This window comes from Pseudomonas sp. SDO5532_S415 (assembly GCF_054071155.1).
In genome coordinates this window covers 1-25,223 of the sequence record NZ_JBSVWS010000030.1, presented here as the reverse complement: position 1 = coordinate 25,223, position 25,223 = coordinate 1, and the positions used below count along the sequence as shown (strand labels likewise).

General features: G+C 60.6%; 27 protein-coding genes, 1 other RNA gene and 1 pseudogene. 12 read left to right on the top strand and 17 right to left on the bottom strand.

Going from position 1 to position 25,223, the window contains the following annotated elements; translation table 11 throughout:
* Positions 1–88: 88 nt before the first annotated feature.
* The 6 genes and pseudogenes from ACW9HW_RS10585 to ACW9HW_RS10560 all read right to left on the bottom strand — a co-directional run bounded on the left by ACW9HW_RS10585 (position 89) and on the right by ACW9HW_RS10560 (position 5,792).
* Positions 89–1,093 carry an extracellular solute-binding protein gene (locus tag ACW9HW_RS10585; protein WP_095196276.1) on the bottom strand — a complete coding sequence of 335 codons (1,005 nt, stop codon included), beginning with the start codon at positions 1,091–1,093 and terminating at the stop codon, positions 89–91.
* Between the two features lie 221 nt (positions 1,094–1,314).
* Positions 1,315–2,532, bottom strand: a complete 1,218-nt coding sequence (locus ACW9HW_RS10580; protein ID WP_457399774.1) for a 2-octaprenyl-3-methyl-6-methoxy-1,4-benzoquinol hydroxylase — start codon at positions 2,530–2,532, stop codon at positions 1,315–1,317.
* Positions 2,533–2,541: 9 nt separating this feature from the next.
* Positions 2,542–2,682: pseudogene (locus ACW9HW_RS10575) on the bottom strand (tetrameric acyl-CoA thioesterase); the annotation flags it as partial.
* A gap of 4 nt (positions 2,683–2,686) precedes the next feature.
* Positions 2,687–3,874, bottom strand: a complete 1,188-nt coding sequence (gene ubiH / locus ACW9HW_RS10570) for a 2-octaprenyl-6-methoxyphenyl hydroxylase (RefSeq protein ID WP_095196274.1) — start codon at positions 3,872–3,874, stop codon at positions 2,687–2,689.
* A complete protein-coding gene (gene pepP / locus ACW9HW_RS10565; protein ID WP_457399756.1) occupies positions 3,871–5,205 on the bottom strand; it encodes a Xaa-Pro aminopeptidase in 1,335 nt (444 codons plus the stop codon). The genes ubiH and pepP overlap by 4 nt, the downstream gene beginning before the upstream one ends.
* 26 nt (positions 5,206–5,231) lie before the next feature.
* A complete protein-coding gene (locus tag ACW9HW_RS10560; protein WP_095196272.1) occupies positions 5,232–5,792 on the bottom strand; it encodes a YecA/YgfB family protein in 561 nt (186 codons plus the stop codon).
* A gap of 194 nt (positions 5,793–5,986) precedes the next feature.
* Here ACW9HW_RS10560 and ACW9HW_RS10555 point away from each other — a divergent pair, with 194 nt between their 5' ends.
* The 4 genes from ACW9HW_RS10555 to ACW9HW_RS10540 all read left to right on the top strand — a co-directional run bounded on the left by ACW9HW_RS10555 (position 5,987) and on the right by ACW9HW_RS10540 (position 7,429).
* Positions 5,987–6,196 (top strand): TIGR02449 family protein, encoded by a 210-nt coding sequence (locus tag ACW9HW_RS10555; RefSeq protein WP_007982902.1) that lies wholly within the window; start codon positions 5,987–5,989, stop codon positions 6,194–6,196.
* Positions 6,193–6,510, top strand: a complete 318-nt coding sequence (locus ACW9HW_RS10550) for a cell division protein ZapA (RefSeq protein WP_008055229.1) — start codon at positions 6,193–6,195, stop codon at positions 6,508–6,510. The genes ACW9HW_RS10555 and ACW9HW_RS10550 overlap by 4 nt, the downstream gene beginning before the upstream one ends.
* Positions 6,511–6,540: 30 nt before the next feature.
* Positions 6,541–6,719: non-coding RNA, 6S RNA (gene ssrS, locus ACW9HW_RS10545), on the top strand.
* Positions 6,720–6,823: 104 nt separating this feature from the next.
* The gene (locus tag ACW9HW_RS10540) at positions 6,824–7,429 is read left to right on the top strand and encodes a 5-formyltetrahydrofolate cyclo-ligase (protein WP_095196271.1); all 606 of its coding nucleotides are present in this window, start codon (positions 6,824–6,826) and stop codon (positions 7,427–7,429) included.
* A 35-nt stretch (positions 7,430–7,464) separates the two neighbouring features.
* On the opposite strand, the gene ACW9HW_RS10535 is transcribed toward ACW9HW_RS10540, so the two are convergent.
* Complete coding sequence (locus tag ACW9HW_RS10535) at positions 7,465–7,620, bottom strand: hypothetical protein (protein WP_095196270.1); 156 nt, start codon at positions 7,618–7,620, stop codon at positions 7,465–7,467.
* Between the two features lie 195 nt (positions 7,621–7,815).
* On the opposite strand from ACW9HW_RS10535, the gene ACW9HW_RS10530 reads away from it, so the two are divergent.
* Positions 7,816–8,268 (top strand): EVE domain-containing protein, encoded by a 453-nt coding sequence (locus ACW9HW_RS10530; protein WP_095196269.1) that lies wholly within the window; start codon positions 7,816–7,818, stop codon positions 8,266–8,268.
* Positions 8,269–8,377: 109 nt separating this feature from the next.
* Positions 8,378–8,836 (top strand): GNAT family N-acetyltransferase, encoded by a 459-nt coding sequence (locus ACW9HW_RS10525; protein ID WP_457399752.1) that lies wholly within the window; start codon positions 8,378–8,380, stop codon positions 8,834–8,836.
* Here the strand turns inward: ACW9HW_RS10525 and ACW9HW_RS10520 are convergent.
* The 5 genes from ACW9HW_RS10520 to ACW9HW_RS10500 form a co-directional block, all read right to left on the bottom strand.
* A complete protein-coding gene (locus ACW9HW_RS10520; RefSeq protein ID WP_457399751.1) occupies positions 8,809–9,705 on the bottom strand; it encodes a protein kinase in 897 nt (298 codons plus the stop codon). The genes ACW9HW_RS10525 and ACW9HW_RS10520 overlap by 28 nt on opposite strands.
* Positions 9,706–9,886: 181 nt before the next feature.
* A complete protein-coding gene (locus ACW9HW_RS10515) occupies positions 9,887–11,536 on the bottom strand; it encodes an arylsulfatase (protein WP_095192662.1) in 1,650 nt (549 codons plus the stop codon).
* 521 nt (positions 11,537–12,057) lie between these two features.
* Complete coding sequence (locus ACW9HW_RS10510; RefSeq protein ID WP_457399749.1) at positions 12,058–13,557, bottom strand: transglycosylase SLT domain-containing protein; 1,500 nt, start codon at positions 13,555–13,557, stop codon at positions 12,058–12,060.
* 262 nt (positions 13,558–13,819) lie between these two features.
* The gene (locus tag ACW9HW_RS10505) at positions 13,820–14,125 is read right to left on the bottom strand and encodes an NIPSNAP family protein (protein WP_457399747.1); all 306 of its coding nucleotides are present in this window, start codon (positions 14,123–14,125) and stop codon (positions 13,820–13,822) included.
* Between the two features lie 20 nt (positions 14,126–14,145).
* A complete protein-coding gene (locus ACW9HW_RS10500; protein WP_457399745.1) occupies positions 14,146–15,036 on the bottom strand; it encodes an AraC family transcriptional regulator in 891 nt (296 codons plus the stop codon).
* A 153-nt stretch (positions 15,037–15,189) separates the two neighbouring features.
* Here ACW9HW_RS10500 and ACW9HW_RS10495 point away from each other — a divergent pair, with 153 nt between their 5' ends.
* The 4 genes from ACW9HW_RS10495 to ACW9HW_RS10480 all read left to right on the top strand — a co-directional run bounded on the left by ACW9HW_RS10495 (position 15,190) and on the right by ACW9HW_RS10480 (position 19,051).
* Positions 15,190–15,909, top strand: a complete 720-nt coding sequence (locus tag ACW9HW_RS10495; RefSeq protein WP_457399743.1) for a cysteine hydrolase family protein — start codon at positions 15,190–15,192, stop codon at positions 15,907–15,909.
* Positions 15,910–15,970: 61 nt separating this feature from the next.
* Positions 15,971–16,213 (top strand): DUF2798 domain-containing protein, encoded by a 243-nt coding sequence (locus tag ACW9HW_RS10490; RefSeq protein WP_457399740.1) that lies wholly within the window; start codon positions 15,971–15,973, stop codon positions 16,211–16,213.
* A 193-nt stretch (positions 16,214–16,406) separates the two neighbouring features.
* On the top strand, positions 16,407–16,892 hold the full coding sequence (locus ACW9HW_RS10485) for a (2Fe-2S)-binding protein (protein ID WP_095192656.1): 486 nt from the start codon (positions 16,407–16,409) through the stop codon (positions 16,890–16,892).
* Entirely contained in the window at positions 16,889–19,051 is a 2,163-nt protein-coding gene (locus ACW9HW_RS10480; protein WP_457399738.1) for a molybdopterin cofactor-binding domain-containing protein, read from the top strand. The genes ACW9HW_RS10485 and ACW9HW_RS10480 overlap by 4 nt, the downstream gene beginning before the upstream one ends.
* Positions 19,052–19,057: 6 nt before the next feature.
* On the opposite strand, the gene ACW9HW_RS10475 is transcribed toward ACW9HW_RS10480, so the two are convergent.
* Positions 19,058–19,984, bottom strand: coding sequence for a LysR family transcriptional regulator (locus ACW9HW_RS10475; RefSeq protein ID WP_095192654.1), 927 nt, complete (start codon positions 19,982–19,984; stop codon positions 19,058–19,060).
* Between the two features lie 289 nt (positions 19,985–20,273).
* Entirely contained in the window at positions 20,274–21,179 is a 906-nt protein-coding gene (locus ACW9HW_RS10470) for a LysR family transcriptional regulator (protein ID WP_457399736.1), read from the bottom strand.
* Between the two features lie 130 nt (positions 21,180–21,309).
* Here ACW9HW_RS10470 and ACW9HW_RS10465 point away from each other — a divergent pair, with 130 nt between their 5' ends.
* Positions 21,310–22,140: an oxidoreductase gene (locus ACW9HW_RS10465; RefSeq protein WP_457399735.1), complete on the top strand. Its 831-nt coding sequence runs from the start codon at positions 21,310–21,312 to the stop codon at positions 22,138–22,140.
* 221 nt (positions 22,141–22,361) lie between these two features.
* Here ACW9HW_RS10465 and ACW9HW_RS10460 read toward each other — a convergent pair whose 3' ends face one another.
* The 3 genes from ACW9HW_RS10460 to ACW9HW_RS10450 all read right to left on the bottom strand — a co-directional run bounded on the left by ACW9HW_RS10460 (position 22,362) and on the right by ACW9HW_RS10450 (position 24,511).
* On the bottom strand, positions 22,362–23,039 hold the full coding sequence (locus ACW9HW_RS10460) for a phage infection protein (protein WP_457399733.1): 678 nt from the start codon (positions 23,037–23,039) through the stop codon (positions 22,362–22,364).
* Between the two features lie 256 nt (positions 23,040–23,295).
* On the bottom strand, positions 23,296–23,700 hold the full coding sequence (locus ACW9HW_RS10455; protein ID WP_457399731.1) for a cupin domain-containing protein: 405 nt from the start codon (positions 23,698–23,700) through the stop codon (positions 23,296–23,298).
* A 58-nt stretch (positions 23,701–23,758) separates the two neighbouring features.
* Positions 23,759–24,511 carry an SDR family oxidoreductase gene (locus tag ACW9HW_RS10450; RefSeq protein WP_137805697.1) on the bottom strand — a complete coding sequence of 251 codons (753 nt, stop codon included), beginning with the start codon at positions 24,509–24,511 and terminating at the stop codon, positions 23,759–23,761.
* 244 nt (positions 24,512–24,755) lie between these two features.
* Between ACW9HW_RS10450 and ACW9HW_RS10445 the strand changes: the two genes are divergently transcribed.
* Positions 24,756–25,145 carry a c-type cytochrome gene (locus ACW9HW_RS10445; protein WP_457399730.1) on the top strand — a complete coding sequence of 130 codons (390 nt, stop codon included), beginning with the start codon at positions 24,756–24,758 and terminating at the stop codon, positions 25,143–25,145.
* The last annotated feature ends 78 nt before the right edge of the window (positions 25,146–25,223 follow it).

Here is a 25,223-nt window from a genome sequence, read left to right as displayed (position 1 = left end):
TCGCGAGCAAGCTCGCTCCTACAGGGTCAGCGGTGCTTTCAATAAAACAAAACGCCCCGCATAAGCGGGGCGCAGTATATCGGGCAACTCAGTTCCAGCCAGCCCGATCCATCATGCGAATCGCTTCGGCCTGGCGCTTGCCCGCGACTTCGACAGGCAGGGTATCGGCCACGAACTTGCCCCAGGCCGCGACTTCGGCGGAAGGTTGCACAGCCGGGTTGGCCGGGAACTCCTGATTCACGTCAGCGAAGATTTTCTGCGCTTCAGGCGTGGTCATCCATTCCACCAGGGCCTTGGCCGCTTCCGGGTGCGGAGCGTATTTGGTCAGGCCGATGCCCGACAGGTTGACGTGCACGCCACGATCCGCCTGGTTCGGCCAGAACAGCTTCACCGGCAGGTCAGGCTTCTGCTTGTGCAGGCGACCGTAGTAGTAGGTGTTGACGATGCCGACATCACACTGACCGGCACTGATGGCCTCCAGTACCGCAACGTCGTCGGAGAACACGTCAGTGGACAGGTTGTTGACCCAGCCCTTGAGGATCTTCTCGGTTTTCTCGGCGCCATGGACTTCGATCATGGTAGCGGTCAGGGACTGGTTGTAGACCTTCTTCGCCGTGCGCAGGCACAGGCGACCTTCCCAGTTCTTGTCGGCCAGCGCTTCGTAAGTGGTCAGCTCACCCGGCTTCACCCGGTCAGTGGAGTAGGCAATGGTCCGCGCCCGCAGGCTCAGGCCGGTCCAGGCGTGAGAGGCGGCACGGTACTGCAGCGGGATGTTGGCATCGATGGTTTTCGAGGTGAAGGGCTGGAGGATGCCCATTTGCTCGGCTTGCCAGAGGTTACCGGCATCGACAGTCAGCAACAGGTCAGCGGTGGCGTTCTCGCCCTCGGCCTTGATCCGCTGCATCAGCGGCGCTTCCTTGTCGGTGATGAACTTCACCTTCACACCGGTTTTAGCGGTGTAGGCATCAAAGACCGGCTTGATCAACTCGTCGATACGCGAGGAGTAGACCACCACCTCGTCGGCGGCCTGGGCGGCGGTGCTGCCGATCAGAGTCAGGGCCAGTGCGGTCAGTAGACGCTTCGGTGCCAACATGGGAGCGCTCTCTCGATTGAAAAATTGAGGATAAATGATAAGGACTCACATTTGCCTTCTCAATCGAACAGTTCGTGGAGGCGTTACCAGATGTTGCACAACCAGAGTTGGGTGGTGAATGTGCCGCCGCCTTCGCGCGCAGGCTCGCTCCCACAGTTGAAATGCATTCCATTGTGGGAGCGAGCCTGCTCGCGAAGAGGCCATCAGCCTCAAAGAAATTCTCAGGCCTTGGCAAGTGCCGGCAAATCCCCGGTCAACCCCAGCGCCTCGCGCACGAACAACGACTTGGCCTCGGGCATCCGGTCGACCATTTTCAATCCGGTATTACGCAACCAGCGCACCGGCAACGGATCAGCCTGGAACAAGCGCTCGAAACCTTCCATCGCCGCCATCAGTGCCAGGTTGTGAGGCATGCGTCGACGCTCGTAACGGCTGAGCACCTTCACATCCGCCAGGCGCTCACCGCGGGCGGCCGCTTGCTGCAGCACCTCGGCCAATACGGCGGCATCGAGGAACCCGAGATTCACGCCCTGCCCGGCCAATGGGTGAATGGTGTGCGCCGCGTCGCCGATCAGCGCCAGGCCTTCAGCCACGTAACGCTTGGCATGACGCTGACGCAGCGGCACACACAGGCGCGGGTCAGCGTTGAGTACGCTGCCCAGCTGGCCTTCGAAGGCTCGCTCCAGCTCGCGACAAAAACCTTCGTCATCCAGTGCCATCAGGCGTTCGGCTTCGCTTGGCGTGGTCGACCAGACGATCGAACACCAATCCTGCCGGCCATCACGTACCAGCGGCAGGAACGCCAACGGGCCGTTATCGGTAAAGCGTTGCCAGGCGGTCATTTGATGAGGTTTCGAGCAGCGCACGCTGGTGACGATGGCGTGGTGCAGATAATCCCACTCCCGTGTCGCGACGCCGGTCAGGCGCCGAACCGCCGAGTTGGCGCCATCCGCCGCGATCACCAGGGGCGCGCGCAAGGTGCGGCCATCGGCCAGGGCCAGCAGCCAGTCATCGCCGGAGCGGCGCATTTGTTCCAGGCGCGCGTTGGCGAGCAGGCCAAGATCGCAGTCGTGCAAGCGATCGAGCAAGGCATCCTGCACCACCCGATTCTCGACAATGTGGCCCAGTACATCGGCGTGGACGCTGCCCGCCGAAAAGTGGATCTGCCCGGTGCCGCTGCCATCCCAGACCTGCATGTCGCTGTAAGGACTGCTGCGTCGGTTGGCGATGCCGTCCCAGACACCCAGGCGTTCGAGAATCCGTTGACTGGCGATGGACAAGGCACTCACCCGGGGTTCAAACGGTGCCTGGGCATCAAACGGTTTGACGCTCAGGGGGCTGCCGTCCAGCAGCAGGACTTCCAGCCCGCTGTCCTGCAACGCCAGCGCCAGGGCGCTGCCGACCATTCCGGCCCCGACAATCAGCAGATCTGCGCGCATTTCCATGCTTTAAGCCTGTCTCGCTTGCGGCTTGAGCCGCACGTAAAGGGTTGTTCCGACGCGCGCCACCAGGTTGCCGGCGCCGTCGTGAATATCGACCTGCAATTGCGGCAGGTATTTTTGGCCATCGACCGTCTGCCGACGGATCTTCGGGCTAAACATCAGGACGCGTACCCAGCCCCATGGCCTGCCGGGCGAACCAGCGCTTGGCTGGCGGCAATAGATCGAGACCAAGCAGGCCGAGATTGCGCCCCAGCGAAACCAATGGCTGCGTGCTGCCGAACAAACGCGTGACCTGATCGGAAAAGCCGACGGTCAGGTTCTGATCCAGGCGCTGGTGTTCGCGATAGGCCTGCAAGGTCGCGAAGTCCCCCAGCGCCTGTTCGCTGGCGAGCAACGCATCGGCCAGCGCCTGGGCATCGCGCAGGGACAGGTTGAAACCCTGACCGGCAATCGGGTGCAGGCTGTGAGCGGCGTTGCCGAGAATCGCCAGGTGCGGTCGCACCTGCTCTTCGGCCTCCACCAGCGACAGCGGATACAGGTGCCGCGCACCGACCTGCTTCAACGTGCCGAGGCGATAGCCGAATACGCCCTGCAATTCACTGAGGAAATCGCGTTCATCGAGGGCGGCCAGGCGTTGTGCGTCCATTCCCAGGCGGGTCCAGACCAAGGCACAGCGGTTGTCCGGCAGCGGCAGCAAGGCCATCGGACCATCGTCGGTGAAACGCTCGAAGGCCATGCCGTTATGGGCTTCGCTCGGGGTGATGTTGGCGATCAGCGCGCTCTGGTTGTACGGACGCGTCTTGATGCCGACGCCCAGCTGCTCGCGCAGGCCGGAACGGCCACCGTCGGCGAGTACCGCCAGATCGCAATCCAGCGTGGTTTCGTCATTGAGCGTCAGGCGATAGCCGTCGGTGAGCGGCTCCATGCGCGTGACTTCCGCCGGGCAGCGCCAACTGATCACGTCCTTGTCCAGGCCTTGCCACAGGCATTGGCCAAGCCAGGCATTTTCCACTACGTAACCCAGCGCCGGGACGCCTTCTTCCATCGCCGACAGCCGCGCCGTGGAAAAACGTCCCCGGTCCGAGACATGAATCTGCTTGATCGGCTCGGCGCGGCGGGAAATTTCCTGCCAGACGCCCAACCGCTGATAAATCTGCCTCGCGCCAAAGGACAATGCCGTGGAACGCGCGTCGTAGCTCGGTTGGTACGTGTCGCCAGGTGCGAACGGCTCGATCAGCACGATCTTCCAGCCACGGGCCTTGGCCCCGGCCTGCAACGCCATCGCCAAGCTGGCGCCCACCAGGCCGCCGCCGATAATCGCCAGATTGACCCGATTCATGCCGCTTGTGTCCGTGCTTGCGCCATCAAGGCCTCGATCTCCGCGACTGTTTTCGGTACGCCTTTGGTGAGGATTTCACAACCGCTTTTGGTGACCACGACATCGTCCTCAATGCGCACACCAATGCCGCGCCATTTCTTCGCAACATGCTTGTTGTCCGGTGCAATGTAGATACCCGGCTCCACGGTCAGGGCCATGCCGACTTCCAGCACTCGCCATTCGCCGCCGACCTTGTACTCGCCCACGTCATGTACATCCATGCCCAACCAGTGCCCGGCGCGGTGCATGTAAAACGCTTTGTAGGCTTCGCCGGCGATCAACTCGTCGACGTCGCCTTGCAACAGACCCAACTCAACCAGACCGCGGGTTATCACCCGAACCGTGGCTTCGTGGGCCTGGTTCCAGTGTTTGTTCGGAGCGATTTCGGCAAATGCGGCTTCCTGGGCAGCCAGCACCAGTTCGTAGATCGCCTTCTGCTCCGCGGAATACTTGCCATTGACCGGCCAGGTACGGGTGATATCGCTGGCGTAACAGTCAATCTCGCAGCCGGCGTCGATCAACACCAGGTCCCCGTCCTTGAGCACGGCGTCATTCTGCTGGTAATGCAGGATGCAACTATTACGCCCCGCCGCGACGATCGAGCCATAGGCCGGCATCTTCGCCCCGCCCTTGCGGAACTCGTAATCGAGCTCGGCTTCCAGGCTGAACTCGTGCAAACCGGCACGGCTGGCCTGCATTGCGCGCACGTGGGCCTGGGCGGAAATCCGTGCGGCCTCGCGCATCACTTTCACTTCTGCCGCCGATTTATACAGGCGCATGTCGTGAAGCAGATGATCCAGGGCAACGAATTCGTTCGGTGGCTGGGCACCGAGGTTCGCCTTGGAGCGGATCACGTTGATCCAGTCCATCAGGTGGCGGTCGAATTCCGGGTTGCTGCCCATGGCCGAATAAACCCGGTCACGACCTTCGATCAAGCCGGGCAGGATGTCGTCGATGTCCGCGATCGGAAAAGCGTCGTCGGCGCCGAAATCGCGAATCGCGCCTTCCTGGCCGGCACGCAGGCCGTCCCACAGCTCCCGCTCGGCGTTGCGCTCGCGGCAGAACAGAATGTATTCGCCGTGCAGCCGCCCCGGCATCAAGACCAGCACGGCCTGTGGCTCGGGGAAACCACTGAGGTACTGGAAGTCACTGTCCTGACGGTAGACGTGCTCGACGTCACGGTTGCGAATGGCCACCGCGGCGGCGGGAAGGATAGCGATGCTGTTGGGTTCCATCTGCGCCATCAGGGCCTTGCGGCGACGGCTGTATTCCGCTTTCGGGATATGAATCATGGGCAGATGGCGTTCCCTGTCTTCGATTAGTGCAACGACGGTTTGGCAGCCGCCGGCTCGTCCGCTTTCCTGGTTTCGGAGAACAGCAGCAGCGGCGCGACGCGCAGATACTCCATGACTTCCATGTAGTCGGTTTCGCCGTCCTCGGACTCTTCCAGAGCGTCCTGGACCTGGGAAATGGCGGCCAGGTCCTGCAACACTTCGGTGGCCTCGGTGCTCAGCATGCTGCTGTCACGGCAGTTCAGACCGAAACCGCTGAGGAAGCCCTGGCACCATTGGCCCAGTGCCGCGGCGCGTTCGGCCAGCGGAGCGTCGTCGGTCGGCAGCAACAGAACGACGGTCACGTCTTCGCCGGTGAGTTCGCCCTTGACCATCTCTTGCAGGCCGATCAGGGCAGCGCGAACGTTGTCCTGCGGCTCGCTTTCGAGCAATTCGGCGGCGTCGATCAACCAGCCCTCGGCATCGAAACCGGCGCCGGCGCAGCTGCGGCCGAGCAACAGGCCGTGCAGTTCGGCAGGCGAGACAGGGTGGCCGCTGGAAGTCAGCAGGGTGGCGAAGGCTTGGTACGGAGAATTCTGAATGGGCATGGGCAGCTAGGCGCCAGACGGCGCTATGTCTAGAATGAAGGCCTTGTATCCTACATCGACTACCCCTGTAGGAGCGAGCTTGCTCGCGATGGTCGTCAACGATAACGCTGGGTACCTGACACCCCGCGGCGTTCTCGGGTTCATCGCGAGCAAGCTCGCTCCTACAGTCCGCCCCCCATCAGACAGTGAAGACAATGGAAGACACCGACCTGCAAGCGCTGATGGCCAGACTCGAACTGCTGATTACGCGAGTCGAGCAACTTAAGAGCCAAAACGGACTCTTACTAGCTCAGGAAAAGACCTGGCGCGAGGAACGCGCTCACCTCATTGAAAAAAACGAAATCGCCCGGCGTAAGGTCGAATCGATGATTTCGCGCCTCAAGGCCCTGGAGCAAGACTCATGAGTTCAAGCAATAGCGTCACCGTGCAGATCCTCGACAAAGAATATTCGATCATCTGCCCCCAGGAAGAACGCAGCAACCTGGTGAGCGCCGCCCGTTACCTGGACGGCAAGATGCGCGAAATCCGCAGCAGCGGCAAAGTCATCGGCGCCGACCGCATCGCCGTCATGGCCGCGTTGAACATCACCCACGACTTGCTGCACAAGGAAGAACGCCCGGATATCCAGGCCAGCGGCTCGACCCGCGAGCAGGTACGCGACCTGCTCGATCGCGTCGATCTGGTGCTCGCCACCGATCCGGACGTCACCAAAGGCTGATTCGCGCTACCGCTTGCGGTATACTCTTTTCACTCCCTGGGGTGCTTGCCAGTTGACGACGTCCCTGAGCCGATTTGCTATACCCTGGAGGTCGCACGTTGGGCTGGTGTGCATGTCCGCTAGACGGAAAGCCTTAAAGCCTACTGCGTCTTCCACCTTGAACTCTCGGGTTCAAGGGCTAAGTCGACAGCGGCACATTCGGGGAGCCTGATTCCAGCCGATGCCGGTTTTTATACCGGCATCGGCTTTTTTATAGATTCGCTTTTCTACAGAAGATACGCTTCACGTACCTGTACTGCCGAAGCCGGAATTCATGAACGAACCTGCGCTGCTTCCCCGCCCGCAACTTCGACGCATGCTGCGCAAGGCCCGCCGCGCACTGACACCCAGTCAGCAGCGCCAGGCGGCTCGCGGGCTGTACAAGCAATTGGCCCAGCAACCGCTGTTCCGCCGCGCCAAACACATCTCTCTTTATCTGCCCACCGACGGCGAAATCGATCCGCGCCTGCTGCTGCGTGCCGCCCAGCGTCGGGGCAAGGCCACCTATCTGCCGGTGCTCAGCGCCTGGCCGCGGACCAAGATGGTGTTCCAGCGCATCCGGCCCGGCGAAAAACTCACGCCCAACCGTTTTCGCATTCTCGAACCCAGGCACAACCTCGCCCGGCAACGTAAAGTCTGGGCGTTGGATCTGGTGTTGTTACCCTTGGTGGGATTCGATGATGTCGGCGGGCGCCTGGGCATGGGCGGTGGTTTCTATGATCGAAGCCTGGCCTACCTGGCGCGCCGACATGACTGGCGCAAGCCGACGCTGCTGGGGCTGGCCCATGAATGTCAGAAGGTGGGGCGACTGGCTCAGGCGAGCTGGGATGTGCCGTTGCACGGAACGGTAACGGACAAGGCCTGGTACGGAGCACGCTAGACGCCACTACCCTCGGTGGCGTCGAAAAAACAGGATCAGCGCTTGAAGGCTGTCGACTGTTGCTGCAACGCCGAGACCTCGATTGGCGCATCAGTCTTGTTGCTCCACAGGCTTTGGGCATAGCCAGTGGTCACGACGCCAAGGCCGAACAAAATAACCAAAATCCATAGTAAATCCGGTTTGCGTTTCATCGATTGCCCCCCAAAGGCATATCAACACGATGACAGCAGCGGTTTCCGTTTGTAGGCCGTGCAGCAGCGTCAAGCTTTAAAGGCCGGCATTTTGCGACAACGTGAACCGGCACGCAAATGCTGGCGTCAACCGACTGTCGGTTTGTCATAAAATTGCCGGACAACCTGTCCACACACCTCGCAAGGAGCCAAACCATGGCCTATTGGCTGATGAAATCCGAGCCCGACGAACTCTCGATCAAAGCTCTGGAAAAACTCGGCAAAGCGCGCTGGGACGGGGTTCGCAACTATCAGGCGCGGAATTTTCTACGGTCCATGGCAGTGGGGGACGAGTTCTTCTTCTATCACTCCAGTTGCCCCGAACCGGGCATCGCCGGGATCGGCAAAATTGTCGAAGCCGCGTATCCGGACCCGACAGCGCTGGAGCCTGAAAGCCATTACTACGATCCGAAGGCTACCGCAGAGAAAAATGCCTGGAGCGCGATTGATGTCGCGCATGTGCAGACATTCTCCAGGGTATTGAAGCTGGACTATCTGAAGCAGCAGGTGGCGCTGGCGGAAATGCCCTTGGTGCAGAAGGGTTCGAGGCTGTCGGTGATGCCGGTGACGGCGGAGCAGTGGGCAGCCGTTATTGCGCTCAAGCCGTAAGGCTTGTGGCGACATACTAAATGCTTTCGCGAGCAGGCTCGCTCCCACAGGAAAAAGTTGATTCCCATTGCTAGGCTTTAATTCCCCGAACCCGCAACGGAACACCCCCATGGCTATCCAGGCCCTGCGCGCCGACGCTTCCCACATCGAAAAAATTGCCCCGTTATTCGACGCCTATCGCGGCTTCTACGGCCAGCCTTCGAACCTGCCGCAATCCCGTGAATTCATCGCCGAACGCATCGCCCGGGACGAATCGGTGATCTTCTACGCCGAGGACGCCAGTGGCGATACCCTGGGTTTCGTGCAGATGTTCCCGACGTTTTCCTCCATCGACGCGCACCGCACCTGGTTGCTCGGCGACCTGTTCACCGCGCCTGCCGCCCGTGGCAAAGGCGTCGGCAGGCTACTGATGAACACTGCCCGCGATTTTGCGCGGTTGATGGGCGCCAGGGGCATGACCCTGGAAACCGCGACGGATAACATCAGCGCACAACGTTTGTACGAGTCATTGGGCTATGTGCGTGATCCGGGTTACTACACCTATTGTCTCGATTTGACCCAGGGCTGATCCGTTGATGACCCAAGCTCGCGCAGAAACTCGCCCTGGGATCTGGCGCAGGTAAGAATGCGATAACGCGTGGTGCGAGAAACGCCGCTGTCGCGAAACCGTGCATACACCGGTTGGAAAATTTCTCGGTTCACGGTCGGGTGCGCCATGCTCAGGTAGCGCTCGCAGCAAGCGTCGTAGTCTTCCAGCGCCATGAACTTCTGGAACCAGTAGCGATAGAAATAACCCAGCAGAAAGCCCAGGCTGAAGTCGTGATCCAGCACCGAATGTGCGCAGCATTCGAAATCGATCAGCCTCAGCGCGCCATCGGGACCGATCAGGATGTTCTTGGGGTGCGGGTCCATGTGCACAAAGCCTTCGATCAGGGTCTGGCCAAACAGGTGGAAAATGTCCGGCAGCAGGGTGGCGGCCTGTTCCGGTTTTGCGATGAGTCGCTCATCGACGCTGCAATGGTTATCGAAAAAACTGACCAGCAAATACTCTTCCTTGAGAAACGGAAAACGTCCGCGGTGGCCGAAGGCTGCGACTCGGGGCGAGGTTTGCGATTTGGCGGACACCACTGACAAATTGATGAACTCATTGGTCAGGTCATGCAGGCCGAACACTCGCTTGAGCCCCAGGAAATTCTGCAGCTGCTTTTTCCAGTGGGTCAGCCGGTTGTGTTTCAACACCCATTTACGCTCACCTTCAAGCAGGAACACGCTGCGGGTTTCCTCAGGGATATCCAGCAAGGCGTACTGCCCGGGTTGGGCAAAAAAGCGCTGCAGCAAGGTCGCCAGTTCGGTCTGGTGAGACGGGTCGAAGTGGAAGGTGACGCCGGCGATTGTTTGCGGGTTGAGGCCAGAAGTGAGGTGTCGCAAGTGACGCATGTGAAGTCCCTGTCAAAGCATTCGGATGCATGAAGCGGCGGCAAACGGGCACGACGCTGCGACGTTATCGGCAGGTAACGGCTCAGCGTAAACGGTCGACGATGTTTTTTTGAGAATGAGGGCTCAAGAATGTCTTTTGTTCAACGGCAGTGGCAGCCTCGACGAGGCTGCCACCCCAGGGCTAGTTAGGGATTGGAATGGTCACACCTTCCTTCTGCAGGTCTTCGCGCACCGACTGGAACTTCTGGTACTTGGAAATTTCAACCGGGCCATCATAGGTCATGCTCTGCATCTTGCGAGGCGGATATTTGATGTAGGTCTGCATGAGCCTGGCGATGGACTGACTGATCGGCACCATGGTCCAGGTGCGCTCGGTGACGTTGCTCATGAAAATGTCATAGCGCTCCTGCGGGTCCTGATACAGGTCGAAGACCTGCGGTACCGTTGCCACGTATTTTGCCGCACCTTTCCAGCCCAGGTTGGTGTCCACGGCCAGGCCTCCGGTCGGGGCGCCATCGTCGCCACGCAGGTTGAACACGGCTTTGTAGTTGCCCACACGGGCAGCCCCCGGGGATAACTCGTTTTCGGTGAAGTAGAACCACTCCTTGCGTGGATCGGGACCGGTGCCCTTCAACACCGGGGTCATGTCATAGCTGTCGAAGATGATCGGCTGACCTTCGCGATCTTTCTCCGGCAGTTTGATCCCGGCCACCGAGGCGAATGTCGCCATCAGATCGAGGCCACCGATGATGTCGTGGTTTTTGGCGTTCGCCTTGATCTGGCCGGGCCAGACCATGATCGCCGGCACCCGGTTGCCCCCTTCGCGCACCGTGCCTTTGGTGCCCCGGAATGGCGTGTAACCGGCGTCCGGATAAACGTCCTGCCAGGCGCCGTTATCGGTGGTGTAGACCACCAGGGTGTTCTTATCCAGCCCCAGCGCTTTCAACTTGTCCATGATGCGTCCGATGCGGGTGTCGAGCTCGACTATCGAGTCGGCGTACTTGCTCTTGGAGATCGACTTGTGGACGAACTCGGGTGCGGGCAGGTTGGGTTGATGCACTTTCATGAAGTTGACGTTGATAAAGAACGGCTTGTCGGATTTGGCCGCGGTGTCGAGGAACTCCAGTGCTGCTTTCTCGACATAGCTGTCGAAGAACGGAATCCCGACCACGCCAGGCTTGCCATCCACCACTGGCGTATCCACGTATTGCCCATTGATCTTGAATTCCTCGACCGCTTTTTCCCCTGCCTTGCCGGACAACGCGCCTCTGGTCACTTGGGTGAACATGGCGCGGGTCTCCGGATCCATGTCCGGGAACCAGGTGGCATCGGCGTAGGTGTAGGCATTGAGGTGATAAAGGCCGGCGTATTTCATGACGTCGTAGCCTTGCGCATTGGGCAGGGCGTAGTCGGCCTCGCCCAAGTGCCATTTGCCGGTGAAATAGGTTTCGTAACCACCGGTCTTGAGCACGGAGGCCAGCGTCCATTCCGCCGCCGGCAAGCCACCGCCCTGACCCTGAAAGGCTACCGTGGTCATGCCGCTGCGGTTGGGGATGCGCCCGGTCTGCATCGCGGCCCGGCCCGGGGTACAACTGGGTTGGGCATAGAAGGAATAGAAAGTGGTGCCTTCTGCCGCCAACTGGTCGATGCTGGGCGTCGGCATGCCTCGTCCGACACCGCCGCCGTAAGGGCCGAGGTCACCGTAGCCCGTGTCGTCGGAGACGATGAACAGGATATTGGTTTTTTCGGTTTGTGCCGCCTGGGCAACGTTGATTGCCAGCAACAATGAACATACGAGGTAAAGCCTGGAGCGGTGCGCGAACCTGTTCATAAGGGTGTCCTTTCTCAAGTTCAGATCCTCGTTGTAGGCCGCTCAGGCATCGAGGGCAAAACAACAAGCATCTTCGTGAGTAACCCCCCCAACATTTAGCCTGGACAGTTCAAGGAAATCGCCTGACGACACAATGGCATTTCCGTTCACTGCTCAAGACAGTCGTGGAAGATTAGTTCGACAATTCAAGCCCCGCGTGGTCGCAGGTCGCGGAATAGGCGTCGTTCGTCGATTTGTTGCCGAACCTTGATCCAGACGGCACTCATCCTTCAGCGGTACGCCACCGGGGTGGCAACGGCGTCAAAACCCGCTTTCGCGCATCAGTACGGCGGGAAAATGGAATCCTCGCTGGGGTGTGACAGGCCGCAAACACCAGCGGCTGATGAAACGGCAGCAGCGGATACAGATCGTTGGCCATGCTGAAGGCCAAGGCGTTCAGCGTAGATCGATATTTGGAGTTATCCAGGCTGAAAGCCGCTGTTTATGGGGGTTGAGATCTTCGGCGCAGAAGCTGCTTGCCATCACTGGGTGGGTTTTGCAGCGCCCGAGGCGGATTTTTCCTCTACAAGCTTGTACGCCACGTAGTACTTGTAGATGTTGCCGACGTAATCCACGGTCTCACGGCCAACCACTTGTGCCGCCCCCTGCTCGACATTACCAAACCAGACGTTTTTGTTCAGATTGGACTTTTCTGCCAACGCCCGGAATTTGCGCAGATTGCCCGGCCCGGCGTTGTAGGCGGCGAAGGTCATCAGGGTCCTATTCATTTGCGTCAATTGAGGGTCGTTCAGGTACTTGTCCGCGAGCAGGCGCATGTACTTGCTGCCGGCTTCGATGTTTCTGTCGGCACTCTTGTCGATGTCGTCAATGGCCACCTTTGGGTCCTTGGCGGTTGTCGGCAGCAACTGCATGACACCGACCGCACCTCTTGGGCTACGGGCCTTCTGATCGAGTTGCGACTCCTGAAAACCCTGCGCCATGAGCATCAAATGATCGAAACCGTAGGTGCTGGCGTGGCGGTTGAAGATCTCCACCATTTCCTGAAACTTCTTCATCTCGGCTTCGGACGTTGCGTTGACCACCCGTTTGCTGCTGTTGGTGACGTACTTGGTGCGCAGGCTGTTACCAAAGGTGGTTCCGATCTTGTGGGTTTTGACGAAACCGGCGAGCTGGCTTTTCAACTGTGGGCTGTCCTTGCGAATCGCCCAGGCAAACTCGGAGTTGTCATGCACAACAATGCCCTCGTGAATCTGCATATCGGTGTACAGCGGCGCCCAGATTTTTGCGATATATCGATCCACCACTGTGGACTTGAGCAACCCGGCATTGACCATTTGCAGCAGGTCTTCGGATTCCAGGTTTTCATCGGCGGCCTTCAGGTCGATGGGCGCCAGGCCTTGCTCCTTGAATGAGGCGCTCAACGCCTGGAGGTGCTCGTAGTAGCTGCTGGACGCCCGCACGGTAATTTCCTGACCGGACAGGTCTTCAAGTTTTTCCACGGGTTTGCTGCCAGGGGCGGACACCAGGATTTCCGGGATGTTGACTGCAAACGGATCGCTGAAATCCACGTCCTTGAGTCGTGCCTCGGTCACGGTGAGCCCGCCGGCGGCGATGTCGCCAACGCCTTTGATCAGTTTGGGCATCAACTCGTCGCGGGCGGTCGGGATGAACATGACCCGCCATTGCATGGATTTTTTCGAATAGGGTTGGGTCTTGTTCAGCCAGGCTTCGAGCCCCTTGCCTAGCTCATAACTCAGCCCTCGTTGCCGACCGCGATCAAGCTCGAAAAAGGTCTTGCTGTAAGGCACCAGCACTCGGATCAACCGGCGTTCGCGCATGCCTTCGAAATCCCCGACCCAGTCCGGCAGAACGGGCAACACCATTTTTTGCACCTCGGCTTCTTCAGCCGGAGTCAGTTCGACGGCAGGCAGTTCGGGTTGGGTCTGTGCCAGTGCCGTGTTGAGGCAGCACAGCGTCAGCAGCAGGATTAATGCGCGAAAACGGCTCCACGGGATGTTCATGTTCGCTCACCAGGCTGGGCAGGGAGATCGGGAGGGGGGGCACATTGCAGTATGGCCAATGGCTGGCCATTCACATGGCCGAAAGGTGCTGAAGGGAAATTTTTTGCCGCAGCGAAGTCTCTCGAGGATCCAGTGCTCTGTGGCAGCGAGCCTGCTCGCGATAGCGGTGGGCCGGTCGACATGAATGTTGATTGATAAGCCGCTTTCGCGAGCAGGCTCGCTCCCACAGGGGATTGTTGTCAGGCGCAGGCTGCGTTTTTGATCAGCCGAAGACGGGCCGGAAAAAGCTGCGCTCGTAACTGAGGATGCAACGGGTTTCTTCGGCGTACTTGAACGCGGCGATGCATTCCGGGTCGTTCATCGACTGTTGCCGGTACGTTTCGTAGGCGGCAAGGCTGGGGAAGGTGAACATGGCCAGGGCGATGTTGTTGGCACCTTCGGACGGCAGAAAGTAACCGTGATGCTGGCCGCCGAATTTTTCCACCAGGGGAATCCACAGTTTGCCGTAGTGTTCGAACGCGTCGAGCTTGTAGGGGTCGAGCACATATTTCAGGTAGCAGGTGATCATCTGTTGTCCCTCTGACTGGGTTATTGATGGGTTGAATCGTCCGGCAGGTCGCGCTGTACGTGGGCCGTTACTTGCGGCACGTCTTCACCGCTTGCATCGCGCTTGAGCCATTCGGCCGGCGGCAGGCCCACCACGTTGAGGAAGGTTCTGGAGAACGAGGCTTGCGAGCTGTAGCCCACCGAGTCGGCGATCACCTTGATCTGCACCCCGTCGCGCAGCAGGTCCTGGGCCAGTTTCATTCTCCAGGCGGTGACGTAGCCCATCGGTGAGATCTGCATGATCCGGGTGAAGCACGCCGAGAATTTCGACCGCGACATGTTCGCAAGCTGAGCCAGTTTCTCCACGGTCCAGAGTGCCTCCGGTTCCTGGTGAATCCGGCTGAACACGGTCGCAAGGCGCCCATCCTGCAGGGCATAGAGCAGGCCGCTGGAAATCTTGCCTTCCATCACCGAGCGCCGAACCAGCCGCACGAAGAGATATTCGAGCAGCAGGTTCAATGCCTTGCTCCGGCCCGGGGCCTGGTCCTGGAATTCGTTGATCAGGATGCCGAGCAGGGGGACGAGGTTGTCCAGTTGCCGGAACGGAAACACCAGGGTTTCCTTGAGCCCGAGGGGGAAGGGCTGCACGGCATTGCGCCCGAACTGGATCGAAGCGCAGATCAACTCGGCGCCTTGCGCGGAATTGGAACGCAGCTGATAACGGCAGCTGCTGGGGCAGAACAGCACGCTGGGTTCGTTGATGGAAATTTTCGGCAGCCCCGGTTGGACCATGTCGATGCCGCCGCGGCTGATCACATGGATAAACGCCATGCCCGGCGGCTTGTCGAGCACCAGCGTACCGTCCACGGGACCGGCGAAGAACAGTCGGCCCTGCAGATGCGTGCGTTCGAAGAATTGGGAAAGGATATCCATGCTGGAGACGCCCGGGTAAAGACTCTGCACGTCCTGGCAAAAGTGGAGCAGGGCGCGACCGTAGGATGCAGCTCTCGCCGATGGTAATCAACGCCCCTCAAGGGTGTCACGGCGCAGAGCGATATTTCTCGTCCACGACCGGAGTCCACCGCTATGAGCAACGATTCGATTCGCATCGCCCCCCAGTACACCGACCCGGCGGAGCCCGCATTGCCGGACCCGGGCATGAAACTCGACCTGTCCCGCACCGCGCTGGTGGTCATCGACCCGCAGATCGACTTCCTCAGCCCCGAGGGCGTGAGCTGGAGCGTGTTCGGCAAGAGCGTCGTCGAACACGATGTGGTCAATCACCTGGGTCAGTTGTTCGCCGCGGCCAAAGACGCGGGCATTACCGTCGCCGTTTCCCCGCATTACTACTATCCGTGCGACCACGAATGGCAGTTCGGCGGGCCACTGGAGAAAGTCATGCACAGCATCTGCATGTTCGATCGCAAGGGGCCGCTGACTCTCGACGGTTTTGAAAACTCCGGTGCCGATTTCATGCCCGAATTCAAGCCCTACATCCTCGATGGCAAAACCATCATTGCCTCGCCGCACAAGGTGTACGGTCCGGAAACCAATGACCTGGCGCTGCAACTGCGCAAGCACGGCGTGTCGCAGGTCATTCTGGCGGGCATGGCAGCCAACCTTTGTGTCGAGTCGCACTTGCGTGAGCTGCTGGAGCAGGGGTTTGAAGTGGCCGTGGTCCGTGACGCCACCGCCGGCCCGAGCACTCCGGAAGGCGATGGTTACCTGGCGGCGCTGATCAACTACCGCTACATCGCCAATGCCCTGTGGACCACGGCGCAAACCCTGGACTACCTCAAGGCCTGATCCACACCCTGGCGGTGCACCGTTGCACGGGGCACCGCCATACCCGCAGGAGGTTCGCAGCATGCGCAGACTTTCCCCACGCTACCGTCAGCACGCCACTGGCGTGATCCAGTCGGCCATTACCTGCGCCATTGCCGCCGCGGTCGCCAGTCCCTCCGGCCTTTCCCCCGATGCATTGCTGGTTTACTGGTTCAAGGCCTGGTTGTTGGCCTGGGCCACCCTTATTCCTTTCGTGCTGCTGGCGACGCCGTTGATCAAGCGCCTGGCCGCGTTGCTGGTGGAGGATGAGCCGAGCCGGGGGTGAGCGAAGCGCAACCGCCCGTTGCACGGCATCATTGTTAAGTTTCCCTTCAAGGCTCTTGCAGGAATTGGCGGTACTTCAAAAGAGCAGACTCTCTACTCTAGTGAGCTGACGCGCGTCCCCTGCAAGGTGGCATCCGGGGACGAGCGCCAAAACCATAACAATTGTTTCAGCACCGGATGGATGAGGAGGCTTCATGGCTCAGAGTCTCAAGATCAATGGGGTTGTCCATCAGGTTGATGTGGATGACGACACACCCTTGTTATGGGTGCTACGCGATGTGCTGGGCATGACCGGCACCAAGTTCGGCTGCGGGATGGCGTTGTGCGGCGCGTGCACGGTGCACATGAACGGCACGCCGATACGTTCCTGCATGATGCCGGTCAGCGCTCTGCTGGCGGCGGAAATCACCACCATCGAAGCGATTGGCGAAACACCGACGGGCAAGCGCGTACAGGACGCCTGGCTGGCGCACGAAGTGGTGCAGTGCGGTTATTGCCAGTCCGGGCAGATCATGTCCGCCACGGCATTGCTGGCCACCAATCCACACCCGGACGATCAAGCCATCGACAGCGCGATGGCGGGCAATATCTGTCGCTGCGGCACTTATGTGCGGATACGCGAAGCGATCAAGACCGCTGCCGGCCCGGTCGTTGTTGCCACTACGGAGGCCGCATCATGAACCCGATCGATACCAGCGAAGGCCTCACTCGACGCGGTTTCATCAAGGCCGGCGCGGCGATAGGCGGCGGGTTGCTGATCAGCTTCTCGCTGCCGGGGCTGATGCGCGGCGCCCAGGCGGGGGAGGCTGAGTTTGCCCCCAACGCCTATGTGCGCATCGACCGCGAGGGGCGGATTTTCCTGACGATACAACCGGTCGAGATGGGCCAGGGCACTTACACCTCGATGCCGGCGCTGATCGCCGAAGAGCTGGAAGTGGGCCTCGATCAAGTGGTCATCGAACACGCCCCCGCCGACGACAAACGCTACGCCAACCCGATGCTGGGCTTTCAGGTCACCGGTGGTTCGACCTCGGTTCCCGGCAACTGGAAGCCGCTGCGCGAGGCCGGGGCGGCGGCGCGGATTCTGCTGGTCAGCGCGGCGGCCAGGCAATGGGGCGTCCCGGTCGAGAGTTGCAAGGCTGACAAGGGCGTGGTGCTGCACCCTGACAGCGGCCGGAAACTGGGCTATGGCGAACTGGTGGACGCGGCGTCGACATTACCCTTGCCATCGCCCATTCCTTTAAAAGATCCCAGTGAATTCAAGCTGATCGGCACGCCCGCCAAACGCACCGACTCGCCGGACAAGGTCAATGGCAAGGCGGTGTTCGGCATCGATGTCCGTCCGCCCGGCATGAAAGTCGCGACGCTGATGTTGTGCCCGGTGGTTGGCGGCACCTTCGAGTCCGTCGACCCGGCACCGGCGATGGCCGTCAAAGGCGTGCGCCAGGTGCTGCACACCGACAACTCGGTTGCTGTCGTGGCCGATCATATGGGCGCGGCGCGCAAGGGTTTGTCACTGTTGCAGATCAAATGGAACGCCGGGGCCAACGCCGGGGTGTCCAGCGAGTCGATGCTCAAGAACATCACGGCGGCCTCGCTCGAACCTGGCGTCCAAGTGCGCAACGAAGGTGATGTGAAGGCGGCACTGGCCAAGGCCGACCGGAAAGTCGAAGTCACTTACCAGGTGCCGTTTCTGGCCCATGCCTGCCTGGAACCGGTGAACTGTACGGTGCATGTGCGCAAGGACGGCTGTGACCTGTGGCTGGGTATCCAGGTGCCGGCGCGGGCCAAAGCGGTGGCCGCGCAATTGACGGGCCTGCCGGAAGCGTCCGTGCAGGTGCACAACCATTTGATCGGCGGTGGTTTCGGCCGTCGCCTTGAAGTCGACTTCGTCGCCGACGCGGTGAAACTGGCCCGGCAGGTGGACTACCCGTTGAAAGTCATCTGGTCCCGGGAAGAGGACACCCGGCACAGCACGTTGCGGCCGTTCCACTACAATCACCTCAGTGCCGGACTGGATACCCAGGGCCGTCCGGTGGCCTGGACGCACAAGGTCACCGGCGGTTCGATCCTGGCCCGTTGGGCGCCGGCGGCGTTCGTCAATGGCATCGACCGTGATGCCATCCGCGATGCCTGCGGCCCATACGCGTTCCCGAACCTGAACGTGCATTACGTGCGTCACGATCCGCCGGCGGGTATCTTGCCGGCGTTCTGGCGCGGGGTAGGGCATACCCAGAACGCGTTCATGGTCGAAGGTCTGGTCGACGAACTGGCTCATCTGTCGAAGACCGATCCATTCGAATTCCGCTACCCGCTGTTGGAGAAACACCCGCGGGCAGTGAAGGTGCTGCAAATGCTCCGGGAGAAATCCGCCTGGGACACGCCGCCCGCCGCGGGGCGTGGCCGTGGCCTGGCGCTGACCTCCTGCTTCAGCACCTACGCGGCGCAAGTGGCGGAAGTGAGCGTCAAGCCCAATGGCGAAGTGCAGGTGCACAAGATCATCACGGTGGTCGATTGCGGCATTGCGATCAATCCCGACAGCGTGGTCGCCCAGGTACAGGGCGGCACCATTTTCGGCTTGAGCGCCGTGCTGTTCGGCAATATCACGTTCAAGGACGGTCAGGTCGAGCAGGGCAATTTCGACACCTATCGGGTCTTGCGGATCAACGAGACGCCGCAGATCGAGACGTTCCGGGTCGAGAGCGGCGAGTCGCCGGGGGGATTGGGTGAAGTGTCGACCGTGACGATCGCGCCGGCGGTGGTGAATGCCATTTTCGCCGCCACCGGCAAGCGTCTGCGCAGTCTGCCGGTGGACCCGCAGGCGCTTCGTCAGGCCTGACAAACGTTAGATGATGAGTTCTTCGATTGGCCCCAGGCTGTGGCGTTCGTTGCGCAGGAAGTCAATGAGCGCCCGCAGCTTGGCCGGCACCCGGCGTCGATCCGGGTAGTACAAATGCAGGGAAGGGAAGGTCGGGCTCCAGTCCGGCAGTAGCCGGATCAGCCGACCCTGCTCGATAAAGGGCTCGATGTAGCCGTTGATCATGTAGGCGATGCCCAGGCCGTCCAGTGCCGAGCGCACCAGTATTTCCGAGTCGTTGACGATCAGCCGGCCCTTGACCGGCAGCTCGAATTTCTCGTCGGCCTTTTCGAATGCCCAGCGTTCGATTTGCCCGCTGGTGCTGTGACGAAAGCCGATGCAGTCGTGCCTCAGCAAGTCCCTGGGGTGTTCCGGTAAACCGTGGCGGTCCAGATAATCGGGCGCGGCGATCACCTGCGCCTGCATGTCCGGGCCGATGGGCAGCGCGACCATGTCCTTGTCCACCGCGTCACCAAAGCGGATGCCGGCGTCGAAACCCTGGCTGACAATGTCCTCCAGCAGGTTTTCCACGCGGATCTCCAGATTGATTTCCGGGTAGGTCGCCATGAAGTGGCGCAACATCGGTTGCAGCACGATCAGGTAGGCGGCGCGCGGCACATTGATGCGCAGCAGGCCGGTGGGATGGCTGGCTTCGCGCCCGAGTTCGCGGGAGGCCGAGGTCAGTTGTTCCAGGGCCGGTTGCACGCGCTCCAGGTAACGTTCGCCGATCTCGGTCAGGCATACGCTGCGGGTGGTGCGGTTGAACAGCACCAGGCCCAGGCGTTCCTCGAGTCCGCGGATGCTCTGGCTGACCGCGGACGGCGAAATGCCGAGTCTGACGGCCGCGTTCGAGAAGCCTTTTTCCTCGGCGACAGCGATGAAGGTCACCAACCCGTCCAGATGGTCCTGACGCATGGTTTATCTCCGTCGGCGGCTGAAGAAATCATCTGTAACACTGCGTCCGATGCGTTGTACAGATCGCCGCCAATGACATGATTACTGAATGTTGCCTGATGTGATCTGTTGCACTTGAGTCAATCCTGTGGCGAGGGAGCTTGCTCCCGCTTGAGTGCGCAGCACTCATATCATTGCAACGGCTGGCAGATTTTTGGGGCCGCTGCGCAGCCCAGCGTCGGAACGCCGCCCGGAGCAAGCTCGCTCGCCACAAATGTGGTCCCCACGCTTAAGTGAACGGCTTTGCGGGTCAACGGGGACTCTGCTCCCGGGCCGCACGGGCAAACTCGATGAAGGCCTTGAGTGTCGCGGGTACATGGCGCCGGCTCGGGTAATAGAGGTGCAGTCCCGGGTAGTAGGGGCACCAGTCGCCCAGCACCTGGATCAGGCTGCCGTCGGCCACCTGTGCCTTGACCATGTCTTCGAAGATGTAGGCGATGCCGACGCCTTGCAGGGCCGGGCCGACCATCAGGCTCACATCGCCCAGGGTCAGGGGGCCGTCGACTTCGATTTCCTGGGCGATACCGCCACGTTCGAACTCCCAGCGATACAGCGAACCGCTCGGAAAACGATGGCGGATGCACGGCAGGCCGTGAATGTCTTCGGGTTTCTGCGGAACCGGGTGCCGGGCAAAGAACGCCGGCGAGCCCACCACCACCGAGCGCATGTAGGCGCCGATCGGCAAGGACACCATGTCGGCCTCCAGGCGCGCGCCGAAACGCACGCCGGCATCGAAACCGGCGGAGACCACATCGACCAGGCCATCATCGGCCACGATCTCCAGCTTCACATCCGGATAGACCTCCAGGAACCGGCCGGCCAGTGGCAGCAGCACCAATTCCGCGGCCTGGCGACCGGCCGTGATGCGCAGGCTGCCGGAGGGTTTGTCGCGGAAGTGGTTGAGGTCTTCCAGGGCATCGTCGATATCCCGGAAGGCCGGTTTCAATCGTGCGCAGAGTCGCTCGCCAGCCTCGGTCAGCCCGACGCTGCGGGTGGTGCGGTTGAACAGCCTGACGCCGAGCCGGTTCTCCAGGGTGCGCACCGCATGGCTGAGTGCTGAAGGCGTCACGCCCAGCTCGACCGCTGCCCGGCTGAAGTTCAGGTGACTGGCCACGCACAGGAAGATCGAGAGATCCGCCGCTGAAGGTGCTTTCATATGTGAATGCCTTTCACAAAGTCATGCAAAATTATTGGGATTATCACATCAGTAGTGGAGTTTTAAAGTTGCGTCAACTCATCAAGAAGGCCCGGCAATCACGCTCGGGCCGCTGACAGGAGGAGTTGATATGCGTACTTGGCTCATTACTGGTGCTTCCCGTGGTTTTGGCACTCTGATCGCAGAACAGGCTCTGCGTGCTGGCGACGCGGTGATTGCCACGGCCCGTAAACCCGAAGAAATCACGGCCAAACTGGGTGATCATCCAAACCTGCTGGCCGTGCGTCTGGACGTGACCCGCGAAGAAGAAGCGCATCAGGCCGTGGCAGAAGGCATCAAGCGTTTCGGTCGGATCGACGTGCTGATCAACAATGCCGGTTTCGGTGTGTTGGGTGCAGTAGAGGAAACCAGCGCCAGCGAGACCGAGCGCCTGTTCGCCACCAACGTCTTCGGCGTGCTCAACGTGACCCGCGCGGTACTGCCGCACATGCGTCGCCAGCGCTCCGGACATGTGATCAACATTTCCTCCATCGGCGGCTACCAGGCCTACATGGGCTGGGGGGTCTACGGTTCGACCAAGTTTGCGGTCGAAGGCATCACCGAGGCGCTGCATCAGGAACTGGCGCCACTGGGCATCCACGCCACGGTGGTGGAACCGGGCTTCTTCCGCACCGACTTCCTTGACGAGCAGTCACTGGTGAAGACCGCGCTGGAGTTGCCGGATTACGACGAAACGGTCGGTGCCATGCGCAAGCATGCCGAGGCCGCCAACCATGCCCAACCCGGTGATCCGGTGAAATTTGCCGAGGCCATGCTGGCGCTGGTCAATGCGTCGAACCCGCCGCAACGTCTGGCACTGGGCAGCGACACCATTGCGCGGATCGAAGCGAAAAACCGCTTCGTCGCCCAGGAACTGGCCGAGTGGAATGAGCTGGCGCTCTCGACCGATTTCAAGGACTGATAGCCGACCCAACAAAAAATCCGGAGCCCTTCACGGGGCCCCGGATTTCATTTTTTTCCCTGCCATACACAGATTTTGTGTTCACAGGAAATCTACTGTAGGAGCGAGCCTGCTCGCGAAAAACGCCCGGACAATGCGTTCATCCAGACAGCCCGTATCATCGTTCACGCCCATCGCGAGCAGGCTCGCTCCTACAATTGGTATCTGGGTTGTCCCGGATTTCAGCGGCATTCCAGGCAGAAGTAGGGCATGACGTCGGAGCTGGCATCGTAGCCGTTGCTGCCGTCGGCGTAATGATTCTGCAGCAGTCGGTCGGAGCCGCCTTCCGCCACCCGTGTCCCGCGCATCGAGTTGTACCCGCCCGCTGCAACGCTGTTTTGTTTCAGGCGCTCGGAACCGTCCGCCGCCAGTTGACGCTCCCTCAGGCGATCGGCGCCGCCCTCGGCAAGCTGGCGTTCCTTCAGGCGATCAGCGCCGCCTTCGGCGAGTTGGCGTTCCCTCAGGCGATCGGCACCGCCTTCGGCGAGTTGGCGTTCTTTCAGGCGATCAGCGCCACCCTCGGCGAGTTGGCGTTCCCTCAGGCGATCAGCGCCGCCTTCGGCGAGTTGGCGTTCTTTCAGGCGATCAGCGCCGCCTTCGGCGACCTGGTTCTGTTTGAGTTGCCGTTCTCTCAGACGGTCAGCACCCCCTTCTGCAACCTGATTGCCCTTGAGACGATCCGCACCGTCCGCGGCCAGTTGCCTTTCCTTGATGCGGTCGGCGCCGCCTTCGGCAGCGTTGTGCGCGGCGGTGCTGGCACCGGCTGTTCCGGTACCGGTCTCGGCGGCGTGAAGGTTTGTCGCGATCAATCCAAGGGTCGAAAACAGGGCAATCCCTAATGCATAACGAGGGGTGTTCATCATGTTCACCTTTTGGGTCAGGGGGGTTATTCAAGCAATAACCTGGCAGGCATGAATGCAGGCCGTTTCAGCCCGGACATTCGATGCGTGCATCTTAATTGGCCCAGAAATCACGTCACTTATGCATAGGTTGTGCGGCTGGATATCTTGGTATGAACGCGTCATACGCAGGTATGGGTCGAGTGGAGGGCAGGAGGCTGCCGACCCTTTTTTTTGCGCAGGGCAATGAGTCGGCAGCAGTAGCAAAGCGACCCGTTCAAGGCACCGGGATGACCGGTGGCTTGCCTTGGTCTTTCAACAGAAATACGACGAATTTGGCGGGTTTGTCCTGACTCGCGTTGCGGCCCACGGTGTGGATGTCGTTGGGGCCTTCGTGAAAACTTTGTCCGGGCATCAGCGTGACTTCCTTGCCACCCTTGACCCCCATGACGATGGAGCCTTCGAGCACATAGATGAAACCATGGGCGTCGTGCCGGTGAACCGGGTCGGCACCGCCTGGCGGGTACTCGACGGTGAGAATCAACATTTCCTTGCCGGGGTAATCGGGAAGTGCCGTGACCGACACCTCCTTGACGTCCGGGTGTGGCGCGTCGGCAGCCAGGGCCGGCGTGGAGGCGGTGAACGACAGGGCAAGCAGGGTGAAGATAAAGGGAGTTCGCATGGGACGCTCCTGATGAAGTGAGAGAGCGGGGCGAGTCGCACACCCCTGTTCGTCAGCGCTAGGCGCTGGTGCTCTTGAGCCATTGATCGAAGTGAATCTTGCCGAGGATGGGGTTGGCGCCAGGCGTCAGCGACTGGTCGTTGATGATCGCGCCGTAGTACCCGGCCTTATCGTCCGTAATCACGTCGCGCTGATCCTGGGTGTGCTGCAGGTAGGTTTTGGCGAACGAGACCAGGGGCTGCTTGTCGGGACCGGCCACTTCCTCGGTCTTGCCGGTGGGGGCGGCCACGGCAATCGTGGCCAGTGCCGCCGCGACATCGGCCGAGGCAATCGGCTGCAGGGCGGCCGAAGTCAGGCGAATGGTGCCGTCTGCTTGAGCACCGGATTGCGCAATGGCGCCGAGGAATTCGAAAAACTGCGTGGCGCGCAGGATCGTAAAGGGCACCCCGGATTTTTTGATCAATTCCTCCTGGGCCATTTTGGCGCGGAAGTAACCGCTTTCGAGCATCCGCTCCGTACCGACCACCGAGAGCGCAACGTGGTGCTTGACCCCCGCGGTCTTCTCGGCAGCGGCGAGGTTGCGCCCGGACTTTTCAAAGAACTCGAGTACGGCGGCGTCTTCGAACGAGGGTGAGTTGGCGACATCGACCACCACCTCGGCGCCTTGCAACGCTGCCTGCAATCCTTCCCCGGTCACCGCGTTGACACCGGTACTCGGTGTGGCGGGCACGACATCATGTCCACTTTCGCGCAGGATTTTGCAGAGTTGTGTTCCGATCAGGCCTGTACCGCCGATGACGACAATTTTCATGATTGTGCCTCCGTCTGTTGGTGGGCGGTGGCAGGTGTTCATGCCACACACTGGGTGAGTCGATGCGCCTTGCCGTTGAGACGCATTGATAGGCTAGTCTAGGCGGGCAACGGCTGCGCGCTCGTTGGCGGGATGGACGGCAGGCTTAGTTGGCATGCGCCTGAAGTGCTTCGGGAAAGCGGCCAAGTCATGATCAAATGGCGGCCATTTTTTGCGATGGGCAATGCCTGATCTGGAGCGGTAAATGAACCAAGCGGCCGTGATGACCTTCATCCTGAGTCTCTGTACAGGCCTGTTCGCCGCGCAAGCGACCGCGCAGGGGGATGCCGAGGCGGGCGGGAAACTGTTCAAACGGGTGTGTGGCGGCTGCCATCAGGTCGGGGAGGGCGCGCGCGCATTCTTCGGCCCGCAACTTAACGATGTGTTCGGACGCGTGGCGGGCAGCACCACGGACTATCAGTATTCTGATGCCATGAAATCATCGGGCATTGTCTGGACGCGGGACAAACTCGCGGCGTACATCGAGGATCCCAAGGCCGTGGTATCGGGCACGCGGATGATTTTCTGGGGGATCAGCGATCAGGAGAAGATCGATGATTTGCTGGCTTATCTGGAAACATTTCAGGCTCAGTGATCAGGGTGAGTCAGGGCCAGGATCGTTCACAGTGATGCCGCCTTCGCGAGCAGGCTCGCTCCCACAAGGGATATGCGA